This window comes from Photobacterium sp. GB-56 (assembly GCF_003026105.1).
Lineage (GTDB): Bacteria > Pseudomonadota > Gammaproteobacteria > Enterobacterales > Vibrionaceae > Photobacterium.
Map to the genome: position 1 here is coordinate 337038 of NZ_PYNW01000003.1, position 18643 is coordinate 355680.

The 18643-nt window shown below is 37.2% G+C and carries 14 protein-coding genes; 3 read left to right on the plus strand and 11 right to left on the minus strand.

Annotated features, from left to right (window positions below; all coding sequences use genetic code 11):
- Window positions 1-24 precede the first annotated feature (24 nt).
- The 5 genes from C9J42_RS06060 to C9J42_RS06080 all read right to left on the minus strand — a co-directional run bounded on the left by C9J42_RS06060 (window position 25) and on the right by C9J42_RS06080 (window position 10664).
- Window positions 25-1227, minus strand: coding sequence for an EAL domain-containing protein (locus C9J42_RS06060; protein WP_107301777.1), 1203 nt, complete (start codon window positions 1225-1227; stop codon window positions 25-27).
- Window position 1228: 1 nt separating this feature from the next.
- Entirely contained in the window at window positions 1229-5158 is a 3930-nt protein-coding gene (locus tag C9J42_RS06065; protein WP_107207600.1) for a transporter substrate-binding domain-containing protein, read from the minus strand.
- 20 nt (window positions 5159-5178) lie between these two features.
- On the minus strand, window positions 5179-6780 hold the full coding sequence (locus tag C9J42_RS06070; protein WP_107207601.1) for a response regulator: 1602 nt from the start codon (window positions 6778-6780) through the stop codon (window positions 5179-5181).
- Window positions 6781-7069: 289 nt separating this feature from the next.
- On the minus strand, window positions 7070-8923 hold the full coding sequence (locus C9J42_RS06075) for an ABC transporter ATP-binding protein (RefSeq protein ID WP_107301778.1): 1854 nt from the start codon (window positions 8921-8923) through the stop codon (window positions 7070-7072).
- 310 nt (window positions 8924-9233) lie between these two features.
- A complete protein-coding gene (locus tag C9J42_RS06080; protein WP_107207603.1) occupies window positions 9234-10664 on the minus strand; it encodes a sodium-dependent transporter in 1431 nt (476 codons plus the stop codon).
- A gap of 514 nt (window positions 10665-11178) precedes the next feature.
- On the opposite strand from C9J42_RS06080, the gene C9J42_RS06085 reads away from it, so the two are divergent.
- Window positions 11179-11865 carry a DNA alkylation repair protein gene (locus C9J42_RS06085; protein ID WP_107301779.1) on the plus strand — a complete coding sequence of 229 codons (687 nt, stop codon included), beginning with the start codon at window positions 11179-11181 and terminating at the stop codon, window positions 11863-11865.
- An 84-nt stretch (window positions 11866-11949) separates the two neighbouring features.
- On the opposite strand, the gene C9J42_RS06090 is transcribed toward C9J42_RS06085, so the two are convergent.
- Both C9J42_RS06090 and C9J42_RS06095 read right to left on the minus strand, forming a co-directional pair.
- Window positions 11950-12444 carry a peptidylprolyl isomerase gene (locus C9J42_RS06090; protein ID WP_107301780.1) on the minus strand — a complete coding sequence of 165 codons (495 nt, stop codon included), beginning with the start codon at window positions 12442-12444 and terminating at the stop codon, window positions 11950-11952.
- A gap of 80 nt (window positions 12445-12524) precedes the next feature.
- Window positions 12525-13370, minus strand: a complete 846-nt coding sequence (locus C9J42_RS06095) for a patatin family protein (protein WP_107207606.1) — start codon at window positions 13368-13370, stop codon at window positions 12525-12527.
- 179 nt (window positions 13371-13549) lie between these two features.
- On the opposite strand from C9J42_RS06095, the gene C9J42_RS06100 reads away from it, so the two are divergent.
- Both C9J42_RS06100 and C9J42_RS06105 read left to right on the plus strand, forming a co-directional pair.
- On the plus strand, window positions 13550-14209 hold the full coding sequence (locus C9J42_RS06100; RefSeq protein ID WP_107207607.1) for a site-specific DNA-methyltransferase: 660 nt from the start codon (window positions 13550-13552) through the stop codon (window positions 14207-14209).
- Window positions 14210-14236: 27 nt separating this feature from the next.
- On the plus strand, window positions 14237-14851 hold the full coding sequence (locus tag C9J42_RS06105; protein WP_107207608.1) for a cold shock and DUF1294 domain-containing protein: 615 nt from the start codon (window positions 14237-14239) through the stop codon (window positions 14849-14851).
- 91 nt (window positions 14852-14942) lie between these two features.
- Here C9J42_RS06105 and C9J42_RS06110 read toward each other — a convergent pair whose 3' ends face one another.
- The 4 genes from C9J42_RS06110 to C9J42_RS06125 all read right to left on the minus strand — a co-directional run bounded on the left by C9J42_RS06110 (window position 14943) and on the right by C9J42_RS06125 (window position 18135).
- The gene (locus C9J42_RS06110; protein WP_107207609.1) at window positions 14943-15575 is read right to left on the minus strand and encodes a hypothetical protein; all 633 of its coding nucleotides are present in this window, start codon (window positions 15573-15575) and stop codon (window positions 14943-14945) included.
- 321 nt (window positions 15576-15896) lie between these two features.
- Window positions 15897-16538 (minus strand): hypothetical protein, encoded by a 642-nt coding sequence (locus C9J42_RS06115; protein ID WP_107301781.1) that lies wholly within the window; start codon window positions 16536-16538, stop codon window positions 15897-15899.
- 345 nt (window positions 16539-16883) lie between these two features.
- A complete protein-coding gene (locus C9J42_RS06120; RefSeq protein ID WP_107301782.1) occupies window positions 16884-17438 on the minus strand; it encodes a hypothetical protein in 555 nt (184 codons plus the stop codon).
- Window positions 17439-17472: 34 nt separating this feature from the next.
- Complete coding sequence (locus C9J42_RS06125) at window positions 17473-18135, minus strand: hypothetical protein (protein ID WP_107246082.1); 663 nt, start codon at window positions 18133-18135, stop codon at window positions 17473-17475.
- Window positions 18136-18643 lie beyond the last annotated feature (508 nt).

Sequence of the window (18643 nt, forward strand, 5' to 3'; positions counted from 1 at the left end):
GTTCTAAAACACTAACTCTTTTTTTTATTCAGCGTGAGTAATAGCAAGCGAGGCGCTTTTTTGTTGCCACTGTTGATACCATTGCTCAATACTGTCATATGGCAAAGGGGGAGATATAAAATATCCCTGTGCTTGTTGACAGTGCATTTGCTGTAATTGCTTCCATAAAGCAAGGTTTTCAACGCCTTCAGCAATAGTGATTAAATCTAAGCGTTTAGTGAGTAGTAAGCATGATTCCACAATGGCTTGTGCCGTAATGCTTGTTGGTAATGCCTGAATAAAGCCAAGATCAAGTTTAAGGGAATTAAACGTTAATGTTTCTAACTGCTTAAGTGACGAATAGCCAGTACCAAAATCATCAATGGATAAAACAAACTCGTGCATACTCAAGCGTGATGCAGACTCAATGGCTTCACCGACTGATTCAAATATATCGGACTCTGTTAGTTCAAAATATAACCATTGATTTAAATCGTAATATTGTTCTTTTAATTTCAGTACGCAGTTGATGAAATGTGGATCAGCCAATGTTTTAGATGAAATATTTATCGCAATTTTTCGATTATGGAAATATGAACGATAACAAATTACGTAATGAATAATGTAAATTGCTAATTGCTTTTCTTTATTGTGCGCCATGATTTGATCAATAAACTGGTAAGCCGGAACCGTACCATATTCAGGATGCACTAAACGTATTAACGCTTCACAAGCAACCCATTCACCTGTTTCAAGCGATACGATAGGCTGAAAGTAAGGCACAAACCAGTATTGTTTAAAGGCGAGATCGATAAAGGCTTCATCCAATTTTATATCACAAGACGGTAGGCGTTCAGGTAATGCATTAGTTTGCTTTGCTGTTTCAATTAAAGCACTAATTTGCTTTAAACAGGTAGGTTTAGCCAATGTGCCTAATAAATTAAGTTTATAGTTAAGACACATTTTCTCAACACTGGCTAAGATATCTTGTTTCAAGGCGCTGGTGATTATAATAGCGCCCTTAAACTGCTGTTTTGCAATATGACCAAGAAAACTGATGCCATCCATTTCCGGCATATTTAAATCACACAACAATAACTGTGGTTGATATTGCTGCATAATTTTTAATGCTTCGGCACCGTTAACCGCGCAATGAATTTCATCATTAACAGGATCGATAATACGAGCTAACTGCGTTGTTAGCACTTGGCGCTGAAAATCATGATCTTCTATCAATAGTATGCGCATTTTAGTTACCTTTTAAATTATCGATTTGTTGAGTGAGTTGACCAACTAAAGCTATTAATGATTCATAATGGTGCTGTAAAGTCTCTATTCTATGCTGTTGAATATCCTTTTCCACATCGATGCAAAGTGCATCAAGCTGGTGGAACGTCATGACGCGAGCTGCACCTTTAATTCGATGAATAATTAAGCCTACTAATTCAATATTATTTTCGTTAATAGCCATATTCAATTCATGCTGGTCTTTAATACATGATGCAAGATACTGATCGAGCAATGTATAGGCTGTTTCACTATCACCGAAGATATCAATAAGCTCGTTAATATTAACTAAATCCGTTGTGCTTTCACTATCCGTTAACGTATTAGGCACGAGGTGCTCATATGTTGACGTGACATTGTCACAATTTCTACTCGGTAGCCATTGGTTTAATACGGTATTTAATTCATCTAATGTTATTGGCTTAATTAAATACGCATCAAATCCAATCTCTTTAAAAAATTGTTCGTTAGATAGCGCATCTGCTGTTAACGCCAATACAGGAAGAGGCTTAGCAGCTTTTATCTGTTCTTGTTTACGAATGGCTTTAACCAGCTCAAAACCATCAAGCTCTGGCATATGGCAATCTGTTAGTAATAGATCATATGAATTCTTGCTTAATGCATCTAGTGCTTTTTGACCGTTATCTACAATATCAACGGCATAGTTAAGTTGCTCTAGTTGTTGTTTAAGGATCTGCTGGTTAATAGGGTGATCTTCTGCAACCAGAATGTAACGCCCTTTTGCAACAGCCTGCTCATAGGTGTATACACGCTTTTCTGTGGTGGTTATATCAGGGAATAGGGTATTTTTACAGGTCTGTTTTGCTAGCGCTTGATAGAACAGATTCGGCAATAATGGATTACAAGAAATGATATAACCTTCCGAGGTGCTTTGAGTGAAAAAATGGCTCGGAGAGCTAATTGTAATAACGTTTATTGACGGTAAATTAGCCTTAAACCATGCTGCATCAATATTGTGATCAGTAAGCCATGTGTCTTTCACGATAATCGTATTGATTTTATTCGTTAGAATGAATGCTGGTAATTTAGCTTTATTTGCAATTGCAATTTTTGTGTATGAGCAATGCCATGATTGTAAATATAACTCTAAAAACTGCTCGTCAATATCGCCCAAAAAGCCACAATGTTTATGTAACGGCTTGACAGATTTCTTTTCAACAACAGTGAAGGGGATCGTAACACTAAATGTAGTGCCAACATTAATGTCACTTTTCGCTACAATTTCACCCCCCATTAGTTGGGCTAATTGGTGGCAAATGGATAAACCTAGCCCTGTACCACTAAAGCGACGGTTACTGTTTTGCTCAACTTGAACAAATGGTTGAAATAAACGCTCTAAATCTTTAGGTTTAATACCAATCCCCGTATCAGTGATAGAGAATGTCAGCTTTTGTTCTGATGCTGATTCTTGGATCATATCAACAGCCAGATGAATGTTTCCTTGCACGGTAAACTTAATCGCATTGTTAATAAGATTATTAAGAATTTGCGTTAAACGTACTTCATCAAACAGCAAACAGTGTGCGATGGAAGGATCGAGCCACAAGGTGAATGTAATTTCTTTTTGCTGTGCATGAATAGAGTGGGGCTGTACTAATTCATGAATAAGATCCGAAATATTATTTTCACTTGGGTTAATACTGAGCTTACCAGCTTCAATTTTCGAAAAATCTAATACATCATTGACAATGTTGAGCAAGTTACGCCCTGATTGTGACAAATTATGATGAATTTGGCGTAATTCATTAGTTTTCGCATGTGGTTCCATTAGCTCTAATAAACTTAGAATTCCGCTGATTGGCGTGCGGATCTCGTGGCTCATCATGGCCAAGAAGCGTGATTTAGATTCAGTCGCAGCCAGTGATTTCTCGTTAGCTTCCATTAGTGCTACTTGTTGTTCTTTGGTTTGCGAAATATCTAGAATAATAGTATTCCACTGCCAACCGTTTTCAACTTCCGATATTTGGCAACGTAGTTCTATCCAGCGCGGTTTAAGCGTGTTGGAATGAATTTGTAAATTAGTACTCCAATAGCCAATAGAAACTGCCTGTTGCATTGTTAAATAAAGAGATTCGAAGTCTTCACGCTGTTTCAAAATATCAATTAATAAAGCCGGATCTTCGTATAGTTTAGATGCATCACAATCAATGAATAGATTGATTTTTTCGCTAATGAATAAAAATTCAATATCAAATGGGTTTGCACTGTATTGTAAGTGTTGAATCAAAACACCATCAAAATTATTCGTTAGATAAGTTAGCTTTTGTTCGGCATTTTTCCGTTGTGTGATCTCTCGACTTAAACGACGATTCCAATAGATAATTACAGTAATAATACTAAAAATTACCGTTGTAACGATGATCGCCCAGCCAATGATTTGGCTGTAATTAACGTCAGATTTTATGGTTATAGAATGCCACTTTCTAAAACTATTCGTTAGATCTTCTGGTGGCAATGTCATTATCACTTTATTAATGATATTTCTTAGCTGAAGATTGTTATTATCTACTGCAAAATTAATTGAACGTTGGTGGTTATCCAACTTGCTAGGGACAATTTTTAATTGGCCAAGGTATTCATTTTGTAACAACACATGCGCTTGGCTAAGTGAAATAACAGCATAATCGATTTGATCATTAATCAATGCAGCAAGCATGTCATTTCTTGAATCAAAACTAATAGTTTTATTATCTGGGTATAAGTTTAAAGCAAGGTTTTTAACAAAACTTGATTTAATAACACCAATACTATTTTTAGGTGTAATTCCGTAGCTATTTCGTTTTGATATTTTATTTACAATAACCCAGCCTTCTTGCCCATAAGGCATGCTAAAAAGCAGTTCTTTTTTCCGTAATGATGACGTGGCAACGGCGCTAAGAATATGTATATCCCCTTGTGCAAGCAACGCTTTAGCTTGGGAGTAGTCATTAATATGGATAAACTCATAATTAATACCGAGCCCTGAACTCATTTTTTGAGCGATATCTTCAACTTGCAGATATAGAATATCTTCATCTTTTAGACGATTATCATCAAATTGGTAACCAATTTTTAGCGTAGCTAAAGACTCAAGAAAATGACTTTCATCGCCAGTAAGTTTAATCTTACTCGGATCCTTGAGTAGAGCAATTTGATTACTTGTCAGCCATTTATTGTGAAGCCAATTTATTTCTGTTTTAGATAGGGCAACGATAGTGCTATTGAGTTGTTTGATAATGGCACTATTTTTTATTGAACTTGCAAGATGCAACTGCTCTAAAGGTAATTGTTCAAGTATTGTTACTTCAAATGGGATCGATGGATCATTACTTTTTAGTAGCTTATTTAAAAGAATTGAATTGCCGATGTAAGCGTCAGCCACGCCTCTTTTAACAGAATTGAGAGCGGTTTTTGAATCAGTCATTGAAATCGTGGTAATACTTTCGTTAACTTGAGGTAATAAACCACTAAGAACACTGTTCTCTTCAATGGCGATTATCTTGTCATCAAAATTTAAGAGAATATTAGAAGACGAATAGCTAAGCATTGCGTAAGGAAAAGCCAATAGAGGCTCACTAAATGCAAAAAACTTTTCTCTTTCTGCACTGTTGCTTACCCCTATGGCAACATCAAGCTCATCGCGTGCTAATGCTGTTAGAATTTCAGTCGGCGTATCATAAACAATATTTTCAATAGTGTACCCAGCGTTATGGCTGATAATTGACATATAGTCAGGTAATAGCCCTACGACTTCTTGCTTTTTATTGAGTGAGGATAACGGTGACCAATCTAATGAAAGGTATCCAACTTTTAATGTTGTTTTTTGAACATTGTCATCAGCCCAGGTTAATGAGCTAATAAATAAAATTATTAGTAAAGTAAAGTGACGCATGACTTAATTCTCATTAACGTTTAGTAAAGGCGCTGGTTGAGTACGGTATGTTTCGTTTTTAATGTTTTATACCATTCAGGTTTAATATCTTGTGACTCAAATACCCACCTTGCTTCGTTGACAGTATTTTTTTCACTAACATATAAATCGAGGTGTCCACGAGCAAATAGTTCCACTATGCAGCGTGCCAAAGTGATATCAAAACGGTACATCGGCCATAATGTAAAAAGTAACTGTCCAGCCGTCACAAATTGTTTTTGTTTTACCAACTGTAAGGTATAACTATACTCAGCACACTTGCTCTCATTAATTTTAGCCGTCTGCGCTTTTAGCCACATCTGCTTAATGACATTATGTGGTTCATTAGGTTGTAAATTGAAAATGTTGGTCAACTGCTTTACAAATTTAATTATATGAGTATGCATTGAAAGCTTAATGGCTGTACTTAGCGCAATAATAAGAAATTCGCTTGGTAATTCATTATATTCATGGTGCTCTACATAATTTAATGCATTCATAAATTCACGATACGCAATCAAATTAGAATCATTTTCAGCGGCCTGATATGCCTGTAATAAATAGATATAGGCGCGATCGTGCTTAGTGATCTTCTGCTGCTGATTAATAGAGCACCATAGTTTCTCTATCGACTGGTGCTTTTTGTTGTATTGTTGTAGCTGTACCCACACTAAAAATGCGTAGTTTTGAGGTTTATCCCAAATGGAAAAACGCAGTGAAAAACAGGCTTCTCTGATATGACGTTCGATCTCAGTGTCGTGTTGAAGACAAAACTCAATCCATATTAAACCAAACAAGCGGTAGAGATTATTACGGCTTACTTTATGCGCCGCTAACCAAAATTCATAGCCTATGCTTATACGGTTCTGTTTTAATGCAGAGCGAGCTTTAAGATCTAATAGTGTCAGGTGTTGTTGTGGGCTAGAAGAATTAATTGATGTAAGCAACGGAGTCAGCTGGTCAAATTTATTTTGCTCTAACCATAATTGCGCTAATAATAATTTAGCAGGCACATAGTCATTTTGTTGAAGTAAACTATTTAACATGACGTCAATATCGTTATAACTTGTCGTCACTTTATTTAGCAATAATCGTTTAGCCAAGGCTGTTACACTCGACCAATATTTATCACAATAAGAATAGTTTTCAATAAACTCTTGTACACCTAACCAACCCTTTGATTGGTAAGTGTTAAATACAGCATCTTCAAACTTATGCTTATTAAAATGGAGATTTATTCGCGTTGTCAGTGTTTCTAAACGAAAAGGCTTAATTAAATAGTCTGTAGGTTGGTATTCAGAAAATCCCATCAAAATTGATTCTGAATCATCTGCAGTAACAATAAAAATCAAAGGATGATGAGTGATCAATTGATTGTGGTGGAGGCGCTCAAGTAACTGAAGGCCTGTGCTGCCAAGACCTAAATTAAAATCAATAAAAATGATATCGAATACATTGCGTTGGCAAAGCTTTATTGCATCTTGTGCATTTGATGCAAAATAAATTCGTTGTGCTTCAAATTTCGCTTTCAACAGAATTAATTTAGTCGTTTGCTGAATAATTACACTGTCATCGACAATTAGAATTGATTGACTATTAACCATATAAGCTCAGAAAAGGAAAATGGATTTAAAATTTGTAAAGGGAGCGGGATGATAATAGCTAATTAAATAATCAACAAATATTCTTATGTAACAACGTGTAACTCAATTAAGCTTTTGTTTTTTGGTGGTTTATCTTCATGAGGAATGTTGTTGTTAGGCGTTTCAACGTGAATCAAGGGAAGAGTTGTATGAAAGGGGCAGTGCTATTGAATACGGATAATCTTATTATAAAAAAGAGGTCGCTAAGCGACCTCTTTTAACATCAATCACACATAGGCTAAGTTAATAGTTAACTTTCAGTGGCAAGGTGATGATTTTCTTCGCCAATGAAGCCACCAGTTTGATGTGCCCATAACTGAGCATAAATACCTTTCTGATTGATGAGCTCTTGGTGTGTACCTTGCTCAATAACCTGGCCTTTATCTAATACGATAAGACGATCCATCGCTGCAATAGTCGATAAACGGTGGGCAATCGCGATAACTGTTTTGCCTTCCATTAATTCAACCAAACTTTCCTGAATCGCCGCTTCCACTTCAGAATCCAACGCTGAGGTTGCTTCATCTAAGATTAAGATTGGCGCATTTTTCAGTAATACGCGGGAGATAGCAATACGCTGACGTTGTCCTCCTGAGAGTTTAACACCACGTTCACCCACCTGAGCATCGTAACCAATATTACCAAACGGGTCTGTCAATGTTTCGATAAACTCATGGGCATGTGCTTGTTTAGTTGCGGAAAGCAACTGCTCTTCACTGGCTTCAGGATCACCATAAAGAATGTTGTCTTTAATAGAGCGATGAAGCAAAGACGTATCTTGCGTTACCATGCCAATTTTACTGCGTAATGAATCTTGCGTAACTTTCGCAATGTCTTGCCCATCTATGCGAATATTTCCGCCTTCTAAATTATGAAAACGTAATAGCAAGTTAACTAAGGTTGATTTGCCTGCGCCAGATCGACCGACTAAGCCAACTTTTTCACCAGGTTTAATATTCAACGAGAGATGGTTGATAACATCTTTATTTTCGCCATAGTTAAAGCTTACGTTATCAAATTCAATGCCACCATTTTGCACAGCTAATGGCTTAGCGTTAGGCTCATCTTCAATTTCAACTGGCTTAGACAGCGTTTTCATACCGTCGACAACGGTACCCATATTTTCAAATAGCGCACCCACTTCCCACATGATCCACATCGACATGCCATTAATACGCAGCGCTAAACTAATCGCAATTGCAATCGAACCTACTTGAATTGCACTGTTCATCCACAGGTAAATAGAGAGGACAGAAATAGAAAAAAGTAATAAGTAGTTAGCTAATTGAACGCAAATATCAAATCCGGTAACCAAGCGCATTTGATGATGAACCGTTGCAAGGAAGCCCTTCATCCCTTTTTCGGCATAATCGGTTTCATATTTACTGTGGGAGAACAGTTTGACTGTTGCAATATTGGTATAACTGTCAACAATTCGTCCTGTCATGGTCGAGCGGGCATCAGCTTGCTCTGCTGCGACCTTCTTTAGCTTAGGAATAAAGTGAATTTGAATACCAATATAAGCGATTAACCAAGCCAACATAGGTAACATCAATAGCCAATCCGCTTGAGCAAGGATCACTAACATCGAAGTAAAGTAAACAGAGACGTAAACGAAAACATCAGCCGTTTTCATTACCGTTTCTCTTACTGCAAGAGAAGTTTGCATGACTTTAGTTGCAATACGTCCGGCAAAGTCATCTTGGTAAAACGACAGGCTTTGTTTGAGCAGATAACGGTGAGCTTGCCAACGAATGGACATTGGGTAGTTACCCAGTAACGTTTGGTGTGATAGCAATGATGAGATCAAGACTAATAGTGGCATTACGATAAGCACGACCACGGATAACCAAATTAAGGTTGTCCCGTTTTCAGCTAAGAATGTTTTAGGATCACTTGCTGCTAGCCAATCGACTAACTTACCCATAAAACCAAATAGCACAACCTCAATAATTGCAACAATAGCACTAAGTAACGCCATGCAAGCTAACGGCTTTTCAAATCCACGAGTGTAATAGCGACAAAATGCAAAAATACCTTGGGGGGGTTGTGTGGGCTCTTGCTTTGGAAAAGCGTTCGTGAAACCTTCGAAGCGTTTGAACATAGTTCACCTAGTTAGTATTGGCATTTTGTTATTAGCTGTGTAGTCGCGCATTCATAAGAAAATGAGGAAAAATATGATTTATGATTGAGCTTATTACAGTAAAACCGTATGCATGGCAGTTAATTATTTAAACGCTCTCAGTGTACGAATTATTATGAAGGGTCTCAATACGAGAATACAAATTTATAAAAATATACAAGTATGGCCAGATTTCATTTGTAATAAATGTATACCGATAAGAAAAAAAAGGTTTGTCATTGTTAGTGACAAACCTTTCATTGTTATATTGTCATGATTGTAGCGAATAGATTTACAGCTTTTTAGAGAAAACCCCACACAGTGCAATAATCGCTAAACCTAATAACATGATGTCGCCTTTATCACTATCAAATCCAGCTTTCACACCTGAAATTGCAACAATAGCGATAGCCACTGGAATGATATATTTAATCAATACATACCAAAGGTTGAACAGTGGGAATGACACTTTTCCGTTATTGGTAATTTCTTTTTTTAGCTCACTTCGATCTAAACGCCAGCCCGCAAATAGACACACCAACATACCACCAACAGCAAGGAAGATTTTGTCAGTAAGTAAGTCAAAGACATCAAATGCGCCAGTGTCGAATAGCTTAGGACCAAAGCCACCAATAGATAGCGAAGCAAGAATACAAAGTAGCGCCATCACAATACTTGCGCTGATCACCGCAGTCACACGGCTAAAACCTTTCTCGTCAATTAAGTAGGCAACGACCACTTCCAGTAATGACACTGACGAGGTTAATGCCGCCACACTTAAAGCAACGAAGAATAAAATTGCAAGTAAGAAGCCGATGCCACCCATTTCAGCAAACAATTGCGGAACAACGACAAATACCAAACCTGGCCCTGCAGAAGGTTCCATGCTGAACGCAAACATTGCAGGGAACATAGCGATACCGGCGAGTAATGCTACCCCCGTATCCATCGCCGTAACCATAGCGGTGGTTTGTACGATATTCTCTTTTCTGCGTAAGTAACTGCCGTATGTCAGCATACAGCCCATACCTAAACTTAGTGAGAAGAACGCCTGTCCCAGTGCAGCAAGCACAACAGAACTATCAATTTTTGAAAAATCAGGCTTGAATAAAAACTCTAAGCCCGCCATTGAGCCAGGTAAGGTAAGGCCTTTGATAGACACAATGATTAAGATAATGAAAAGCAGTGGCATTAACACTTTACCTGCTTTTTCTATACCACCTGAAACGCCTCGGATAACGACAAAAATATTAAATAAAAGGTAAAGTCCCATCCAGAAAAGCGGTTGTATAGGATCAGAAATAAAGCTACCAAAACTATCGTTAATAGCCGTTGGCGTACTTAATAATCCGGTTGAAATTTTATAGATATAAGCAATGGCCCAACCACCAACAACAGGGTAAAACCCCATGATAAGTAGGCCACTTAATACCCCCATGATGCCAACAAACGTCCAACGACGATCGGTGGTTTTAAATGCGCCAACGGCAGACAAACCTGTTTTACGTCCCACTGCAAATTCAGTTAGCATGACGCTAAAGCCAATGAAAATAACGAAAAACAAGTAAATAGCAACAAACGCGCCGCCACCATTGTCGCCAGCAGTATAAGGAAACTTCCAAATGTTTCCTAAACCAACAGCAGATCCTGCTGCGGCCATAACAAAGCCAATTCGTGAACTCCAGTTTCCACGATTAGCGGTTGGAGAAGTTGATGTGTCCATAAAACATCCTGTTAATGATTGTAGTGAGTCATAATTGTTATAAATATTTAGTCTTAAATATCCTTTTCACTATGAGAAATATGAAAATCTTTGACTATAAATCATAAAATAAAAAGTTATTTAAACTGATTGAGTTTACATAATTAACATATTTATCACGCATTGGCGGGGTTGAAAATCATTAATTGTAATGAATTAGTTAATTTCTGTAAAAAAGATAGAAGTGTTATTAGATGTTTACACTTTTTAGTTTTGCACGCTGCTCAATTAATCTGTATACAAAAAATGGAAGATTGTGCTGATAACTAGTTTGCTATTGATAACCTAAAATAAAACGGTTTCGAATCGCTTGGGATTATAAAGTGTTTTATAAATTGATTGTTTAGAGTGAATATGAAACAGTTAAGCGAACAGCGTTCCATTTGGTTCGTTTATATAATAAAAAGTCAGCCAATTGGCCATAATGTGTAGTGTCATAGCGTCATTACACAGTGCAAAAGGAAAGATTCGCCCAATGTCACTTGTTATACCTATGGTTATTTATATACAGCAGCACTTAGCCAAAGTTGCAGATAAAGCGGTTGCTGCCAATATGAAACAAACACTTAGGGTAAATCAGCCTTGCTATGGGGTTAATGCCGAGCAACGAAGTGAAATTTTTAAAGATGCGAGAGCACATACAAAAATTGATAATGCAGAAAATTATCGTCGCTTACTGCTTTGGCTATGGTCCGGTGTTTATCGTGAAGAGCGTTATTTAGCACTTGATGCTGGTGAGTATTACCATGCATTTAGAAATGAACATGCTTTTCATACTTATCAAGAAATGCTGGAAACTGTTGATGGGGTTGATATTGCTGATCGCTTAGTTGAGCAGTTAATCAGTCCTGTTGTGTTAGGGCATCGCGAATTTGAATCAAAACTAATTGAATGGCGAGAGTCTGATAATAAATGGTTGAAACGAGCGTCATTATTGGCGCATTGTCATCACAAACAGCATACCAATGTCGACTTACTGTGCGAGACAGTACTGCTATTAGCCGATGATAGTGATTATGAGGTGCAGCAAGCGATAGGGTTAGTATTGCGAAATTACAGTGAAACCGATTTCCCTTTCGTTGATCATTTTCTTATATCGAATATTGGTATATTAACGCCGCAAGCTAGGCGAGAAGCAAGAAAACTTACATTAGGTTTGTAGCGATATTTAAGCCTTTACAGTTAACGATAAAGCCCGTATTACGCTAACTCGATCATAGCGAGTTAAACGTATACGGGCTTTTTACTATTCAATGATAGTGACTTTTTCAATCACAATCGGATCACGAGGGACATCGTCATGATCGCGAACAGATAATGTTTTTACTTTTGAAATTTTGTTTACTACGTCCATTCCAGCAGTTACTTCGCCAAAAACAGTGTATCCCCAGCCCGCATTTGTTGTTGCTGTGTGATCAAGAAAATCATTGTCAGCAACATTAATAAAAAACTCAGCCGTTGCTGAATGCGGGGCATCTGTTCTTGCCATTGCGATAGTACCTATCACATTTTTCAGACCACGGTTTGCTTCATTAACAATGGGGGCGCGGGTTGGTTTTTCTTTCATTTTCACAGTGTAACCACCACCTTGGATCATAAAGCCTTTGATCACTCGGTGAAAAATAGTGCCGTTGTAAAAACCGTCTTGGCAATATTTTAAGAAGTTCTTAACCGTAACAGGCGCTTTTTGCTTGTTCAGCTCAATCGTAATATCGCCAACATTGGTGGTAAAAATAATCATCTAAAACTAACCGTGGTGTAAATTGAATCGGGCAGTATACGTAATAGTGATGCTATTTGTAGTAAAAAAGTCATTAAATATCATGGCTTAAATTGAAGGTCATTATTGATCAGCCTTAATCCTGCTTCTCTACCTTGTTGATAACCTTGATCTAATTTACTGATATCTTTAGTTAATCTTTTGATCATAAACGTTTTATCAGGTGCAATGGCGGTGATTTTGCAATCCTTTGGCGGATTATGAATAAAATACAATGCCTTATTATAGCGAGACTCTTTGGTTAAAAACTCTTGCCCAAACACGGGATTTGTTCGGAATAAGCGACGTGTTAACCATGGCACTTGTCGATTTTTAGCAAACAAACCTTGAGCATGAGATAGAATAACTGTGATATCACGTGCGCCCTTATTGTAAGCCTCGATCACTGGGATAGGATCGGCAATACCGCCATCGCTCATTTCAATACCGTCAACTTGTGGAAATTGACGGTAAATGATCGGTAGGGCGCATGTTGCAGTCATCACTTCATTTAAGTTGTTACGTGTTACTTCAACGTAGTTAGGCTCACCCGTATCGACCACCGTTGTTGTGGCGTAAAGTGGGACATTACGATTCTCATATTTGTGTAGCTCTAAAGGAAGATGACTGATACTGGTGTTCCATAACCAATCAATATCAATTAAGTTACCACCTTTAACAAAACGTCTGTAATTAATGAACTCCTTACTACGTGCGTATTCGGTAATAACTTTATAGTTACGTTGATAACTTTCACACAGATATCCCATGAGTACTACAGAGCCTGCTGATACGCCGATAGTAAAATCAAATGGGTTGTAACTACGTTCAATAAAAGCATCTAATACACCAGTGGCAAAAATGCCACGCATTGCCCCACCTTCGACAACCAAAGCGCGTTTACTCATCACTGTTCCTTATCCTTGGTGATTTAATTATTCCATATTGGAATTAGACGATATTACCTTTAAGAATATGCACACATTTAATTCTAGATCACATTTTTATGAGTTTTTTGTTATTTAACGTATTATGACGGACATTATTTTGCGTGTTTCTCCTCCCACATATTAGATTAGGTTTGTTGATGCAAATTTTCCAAAAAGATGCGATTGAGTGGTTAACAGCTTTGCCCGATCAAAGTATTGACTTGATGATCACCGATCCACCTTATGAGTCGCTTGAAAAACACCGCTCAGTGGGAACAACAACGCGATTAAAACAAAGTAAAGGATCGAGTAACCAATGGTTTGATATTTTCCCCAATGAACGATTTGAAAGTTTATTGACGCAAGCCTATCGCGTTTTAAAACCAAACAGTCATTTCTATTTGTTCTGTGATCAAGAAACAATGTTTCACATTAAACCGATTGCAGAGCAGGTGGGGTTTAAGTTTTGGAAACCCATCGTGTGGGATAAAGTCGCGATAGGGATGGGATACCATTATCGAGCACGTTATGAATTTATTTTGTTTTTCGAAAAAGGTAAGCGAAAACTGAATAACTTATCGATTCCAGATGTATTGGAATGTAAGCGTGTTTATCGTGGTTATCCGACAGAAAAGCCCGTCCCACTATTAGAGATATTAATAGAGCAAAGTAGTGTTGAAGGTGATGTTATTGCCGATCCGTTTTTTGGTTCAGGTTCAACATTAGTGGCGGCCGATAGGTTAGCGCGTCAAGCATGGGGTAGCGATATCTCTGATTCAGCCCATCAACATTTAAAACAACGTCTATCGTCGCGATAGACGACATTTTTTAAGCTAGGAACAAACATGGCCCAACCGGGAAAGATTATTAGCTGGAATCAACAAAAAGGTTTTGGATTTATTGCACCAGATAACGGCGAGCAAGATGTTTTTTTTCATGTCTCTGCCTTGCCGGATAAACAGTGTCGTCCTCGTATCAATGAGGCCGTAACATTTCGTATAAGTAAAGATAAAAAAGGGCGCATGTCAGCAACAACAGTGACATTGACCAAAGCACATTCAGGTTTAGATAAATACACCGCACCTTTTTCAAAGTCACAGTGGTTTAGTGTTATCTTTTTGGCTTTTGTTGCGATATCAGTGGCGCTTTTTAATACCCCTTATCAAGTACTGATTGGATATTTAGTATTAAGCGTTGTGACGTTTGCGGTGTATGCACATGATAAACGTGCGGCTAAGTTAGATAAATGGCGAACCAAAGAAGCAAGCTTGCATATATTAGCCTTAGTGGGGGGATGGCCTGGTGCGTTATGGGCACAAAAGATATTGCGCCATAAATCTCAAAAACAGCCATTTAAAGCCATATTATGGGCAATGATCATACTTAACTGCGCGGCGTTTATTCTATCGTTTACCCCAGAAGGGGTGACGTTAATTAAACAAGTGTTACAGCTAATTTAAAATAGAGCGTGATTCATTATAGTAATGAATAAGATTCTATTAATCGTCCAGCATAGACCAATGTATAATGACGTGCTGGGCGATCATTCATTTATCGAATAACAGAAATGTCGCCATCTGCATCAGCAGACCAAGTAAAGTACTGGTTACCTTTACCTGAAATAATCGCGCTACCATTTGTGATATAAGGATGAACTTCATTGATATTGTATCGGTAAGTCAGTGGCGATGTAGATTCGGTAGACCAGTATGTAGTATCGTTGTCCGCAGTATTAACCAACATACCTTTAAATGTGATTTGATTACTATTATTCATCGCCATGATGTAATCATCATCAGTGTTTTTATCCAGAGATAATGAAATAATTTCGCCATTTGCAATCGCGTTGTGGGTGGTAAACTGCATCGCTTCAATGGTATGAATAACAACTCTGTCAGTTTGTTTTTCTACCTTGATACGGCCTTTTGTAACAGCAATATCAATATTTCCCTGAATTTCAGGAATATAACATTCATTAGAATTACCAACCGGTAGATTCTCAGCACAGTCCTTTGCTGCTTTTGCTACAACAGTTAAGGCATCTGCAGTTACGTCTGCATAGTTTTGTAAATCAGCATGGCTCAAGTTATCAACATCAATCCCGCCGTGATTTACAACTTCATCACCAACATTACAACCTAATAATGTTGTTGTTACTATTGCCGCTAAACATAGCTTCTTCATACAAGACCTTTTATCAATATATGTATAAATACTGTGAGAGAGGGTAGGTTGTTAATAAATTGAAAGCAATCATTCGCAGTGTTAATGACTTGGTTTTGACAAAGAGATGACAGTAATGGTTGTTTTCAAATAATTTTCATGACACTTGTCTAACAGAACTGCTCAGATATTAAATGATGTTAACTGAACCTAGAAAAGTAAAGGTTACTGCTTATTTCTGCTATCGTAGCTGGAAGAAATTTATTGTTTAATAAACAATTGGTTAAATGTAAAAAAACAGCACTAGATTATAGTGCTGGTTAATGAATGCTAGGCGTAACTCTATTGAGCGGTAATATCGCCATTACTATCAGCAGACCAATTAAATGTCTGGTTATCTTTACCAGTAATTACGGCATTACCGCTGATAAGGGATGGAAGCTTGATATTGGCATCATATTTAAGAGCTAGTCCAGTTGTTGATTCAGTAGACCAATATTTTGCATCGCTGTCAGCGGTATTAATGAGCATTCCCTTAAAGGTAACGTTATTTCCGCCAGGTAGCGTTTTAAGGGTCATGTTGTAATCTTTATCAAGGTTTTCACTGAAATTAAGTGAAATGACTTCACCGTTTGTCACTGCATTTGGAGAGGTAAACTCCATTGCTTTTGTTGTATGAACAATAACAGTTTGATTTTCCTGTTGTTCAACGTCAATTTGGCCTTTTGCTACAATAATGTTTGTCGTTGTATTGCTGGCGCTAAGGTCACATTGTTTTGTCTCGCCAACAGCCATTCCATTTGAACAATTATCAGCCGCTTGCGCGATGACTGCTAATGCATCGGCAGTTAACTTTGCGTAATCTTGTTTTTGGGTTTGAGATAAATTATTGATGTCGATACCGCCGTGTTCTACAACTTCGTCACCTGCGTTACAGCCAACAAGTACTGTAGCTACCATTGCTGCTAAACATAACTTCTTCATGTAAAACCCTTTTTCAATATATGAATAAATATTGCAGAAGATGTTAGATTGTTAATAAATTAAAAGCAATCATTTGCAGTGAGAATAACTTACTTTTTACAGGGTTATGACAAAAGTCGCTATTTTTGTGGTGTTATGTCAGGTAATTGTCAGCTTAGAGGGGGAGGTTGTTGGTATTTTTCTTAGTATTTACTAGATATTCTCTTTAAAGTGAGTGTAATGGCAAGTCGCTTAGTGCTCACAATGAGTTAGCGTAATAGCTAACTCGTTTTTGGACAAAAGTTTGTTATGCACTTTGCTCTAAAAAGTAAGGGTAACTCCAAATAATTTTAAAATATCAGTTGGTTATACGCTTTTCTCTTTTGCGACATTATGCCAATAAGCAGCATATTCAGAAGTCTTCTTAAGTATTTGATCACTTTTGAAATCACTTGGCCAAAACTGAATTAAGTATTTTTGGCCGTCGAGAGGAGGTAATAGTTCTTCGTCATCTTCCGGCTCTTCTATATTTTCATAATCATAATCGAGCTCAAAACCTTTTATGTTATAACGTACTCGATAGATTCCTTCTGGTATATTTAATGGATATTCCTCTTCATGAGCCCATTCACATAAAAGTATATCTTTAGCACCTCGTGTAAATGACACCTCAACAATCTCATCGAAGTTTTCATCTACCTCTGGCTTTGAGTCAAGTAGTTCGATTTCAAGGTTGATTAATGAGTCTGTAGGAGCCGCTGTAAAAAATAATCTTTCGCTCTGAGCAGCTCCACAGAGTCCATTTTGTTGTTTATGAAAAGGATTACTAGGTAGCAGTGAATCATCTGGGTCTTCACACTCAATGTAAAATTGACTGTATGATACAAATATATTATCTGAAAACAGGGTTTGTTGTTTCATTGAAATACGATCCTTATCTGCGTGCTTTGACTTGTTAAGGCTGCACCGCTTGCGCAATATCAGGCCTACTTTCTTTAATGAATTTCACTATGTCTGATATTTTAACTAGAAGCTCCTCAGGTGATTTCTCCGAAAACTCATTAACATTAAATATTTCTAGACTGCCATCTGGCGCCTTCATTGATTGAGATAAATTACTGACTGGATTTGCGCTAGAGTGGATTAGAAAAGGTATTACAAACGTATTATACCCCTCTAATTTCATATCATATTTAGCAAGCATCTCGGGAGGCCAATTGTTATGGCTATTAAAAGTACCACTAATAAATTGTGTGGGTATATGAATCCGTGATTTCCCTTCTGCAATTATTGGAAGCGCAGAAGGCTGCTTGGCGTGCACTAATGCGAACATAGCAAGCCAGGGTGTCGTGCCTTTTGAATTGATAAGGTATTCCGGCTTAATGGCTGCTCCATTAGAAATTGCAGGGCCAACATTTACCATAGACAGCAAGCCTTGCACTTGCCCCTCCGATAAATCTATTTCATTTGGGCTTCCTTTAGATATTCCAATGAAATACATGTGGCGCCACTCTGTCGCAGAGCTTCCTATTTCGGTTTTATCAGTCACTTCTTTCCCCTGTGCAACTGTAGAGATAAAAATAGCACTTACAAAAATTGCGATAATTCGATTTAGCATAATCTTCCTGTGTGGCCTTAACAGTATATTAATAAGCATTCTTACTTTCGCGCAAAAATATACTCATAAAATACCTTTACCATACTCGATATAATCGTTACATATTATGAACTTGGTAGCAATTTTTTACATTTACGGATTTAAAAGAGGGTGTAAAAAGTAAGAAATGTATTTAATCAATCTTATTAAATATAAAGTGAAATATTAAATTTTTTAATTATCAATTAGTATAGCTACACCTCTGTTTTGAATAAGAAATATTTCTTATTAAATACGGAAATTAAGTGATAAAATCAACACGTTCATTATAACTGTTGATATATACAGTAAATAAAACTAATCCAAAATCACGTTAATGCGATATTAATGAGTATTTGCTCTGAATGATAATGGGGCAAAAATGAGCTAGAATAACTAGCGGCATTCATGAGCACAAAAAAAGAATCAGTTCATTTCTATTATTGGTTTGCATTTAGTTTTAAATTACCGAATATCGTTCAATTTATTT

Bases quoted from the DNA above. Each gene is read 5' to 3' on its own strand.
- C9J42_RS06060 (WP_107301777.1), bottom strand. From the start codon at position 1,227: ATGCGCATACTATTGATAGAAGATCATGATTTTCAGCGCCAAGTGCTA.
- C9J42_RS06065 (WP_107207600.1), bottom strand. From the start codon at position 5,158: ATGCGTCACTTTACTTTACTAATAATTTTATTTATTAGCTCATTAACC.
- C9J42_RS06070 (WP_107207601.1), bottom strand. From the start codon at position 6,780: ATGGTTAATAGTCAATCAATTCTAATTGTCGATGACAGTGTAATTATT.
- C9J42_RS06075 (WP_107301778.1), bottom strand. From the start codon at position 8,923: ATGTTCAAACGCTTCGAAGGTTTCACGAACGCTTTTCCAAAGCAAGAG.
- C9J42_RS06080 (WP_107207603.1), bottom strand. From the start codon at position 10,664: ATGGACACATCAACTTCTCCAACCGCTAATCGTGGAAACTGGAGTTCA.
- C9J42_RS06085 (WP_107301779.1), top strand. From the start codon at position 11,179: ATGTCACTTGTTATACCTATGGTTATTTATATACAGCAGCACTTAGCC.
- C9J42_RS06090 (WP_107301780.1), bottom strand. From the start codon at position 12,444: ATGATTATTTTTACCACCAATGTTGGCGATATTACGATTGAGCTGAAC.
- C9J42_RS06095 (WP_107207606.1), bottom strand. From the start codon at position 13,370: ATGAGTAAACGCGCTTTGGTTGTCGAAGGTGGGGCAATGCGTGGCATT.
- C9J42_RS06100 (WP_107207607.1), top strand. From the start codon at position 13,550: ATGCAAATTTTCCAAAAAGATGCGATTGAGTGGTTAACAGCTTTGCCC.
- C9J42_RS06105 (WP_107207608.1), top strand. From the start codon at position 14,237: ATGGCCCAACCGGGAAAGATTATTAGCTGGAATCAACAAAAAGGTTTT.
- C9J42_RS06110 (WP_107207609.1), bottom strand. From the start codon at position 15,575: ATGAAGAAGCTATGTTTAGCGGCAATAGTAACAACAACATTATTAGGT.
- C9J42_RS06115 (WP_107301781.1), bottom strand. From the start codon at position 16,538: ATGAAGAAGTTATGTTTAGCAGCAATGGTAGCTACAGTACTTGTTGGC.
- C9J42_RS06120 (WP_107301782.1), bottom strand. From the start codon at position 17,438: ATGAAACAACAAACCCTGTTTTCAGATAATATATTTGTATCATACAGT.
- C9J42_RS06125 (WP_107246082.1), bottom strand. From the start codon at position 18,135: ATGCTAAATCGAATTATCGCAATTTTTGTAAGTGCTATTTTTATCTCT.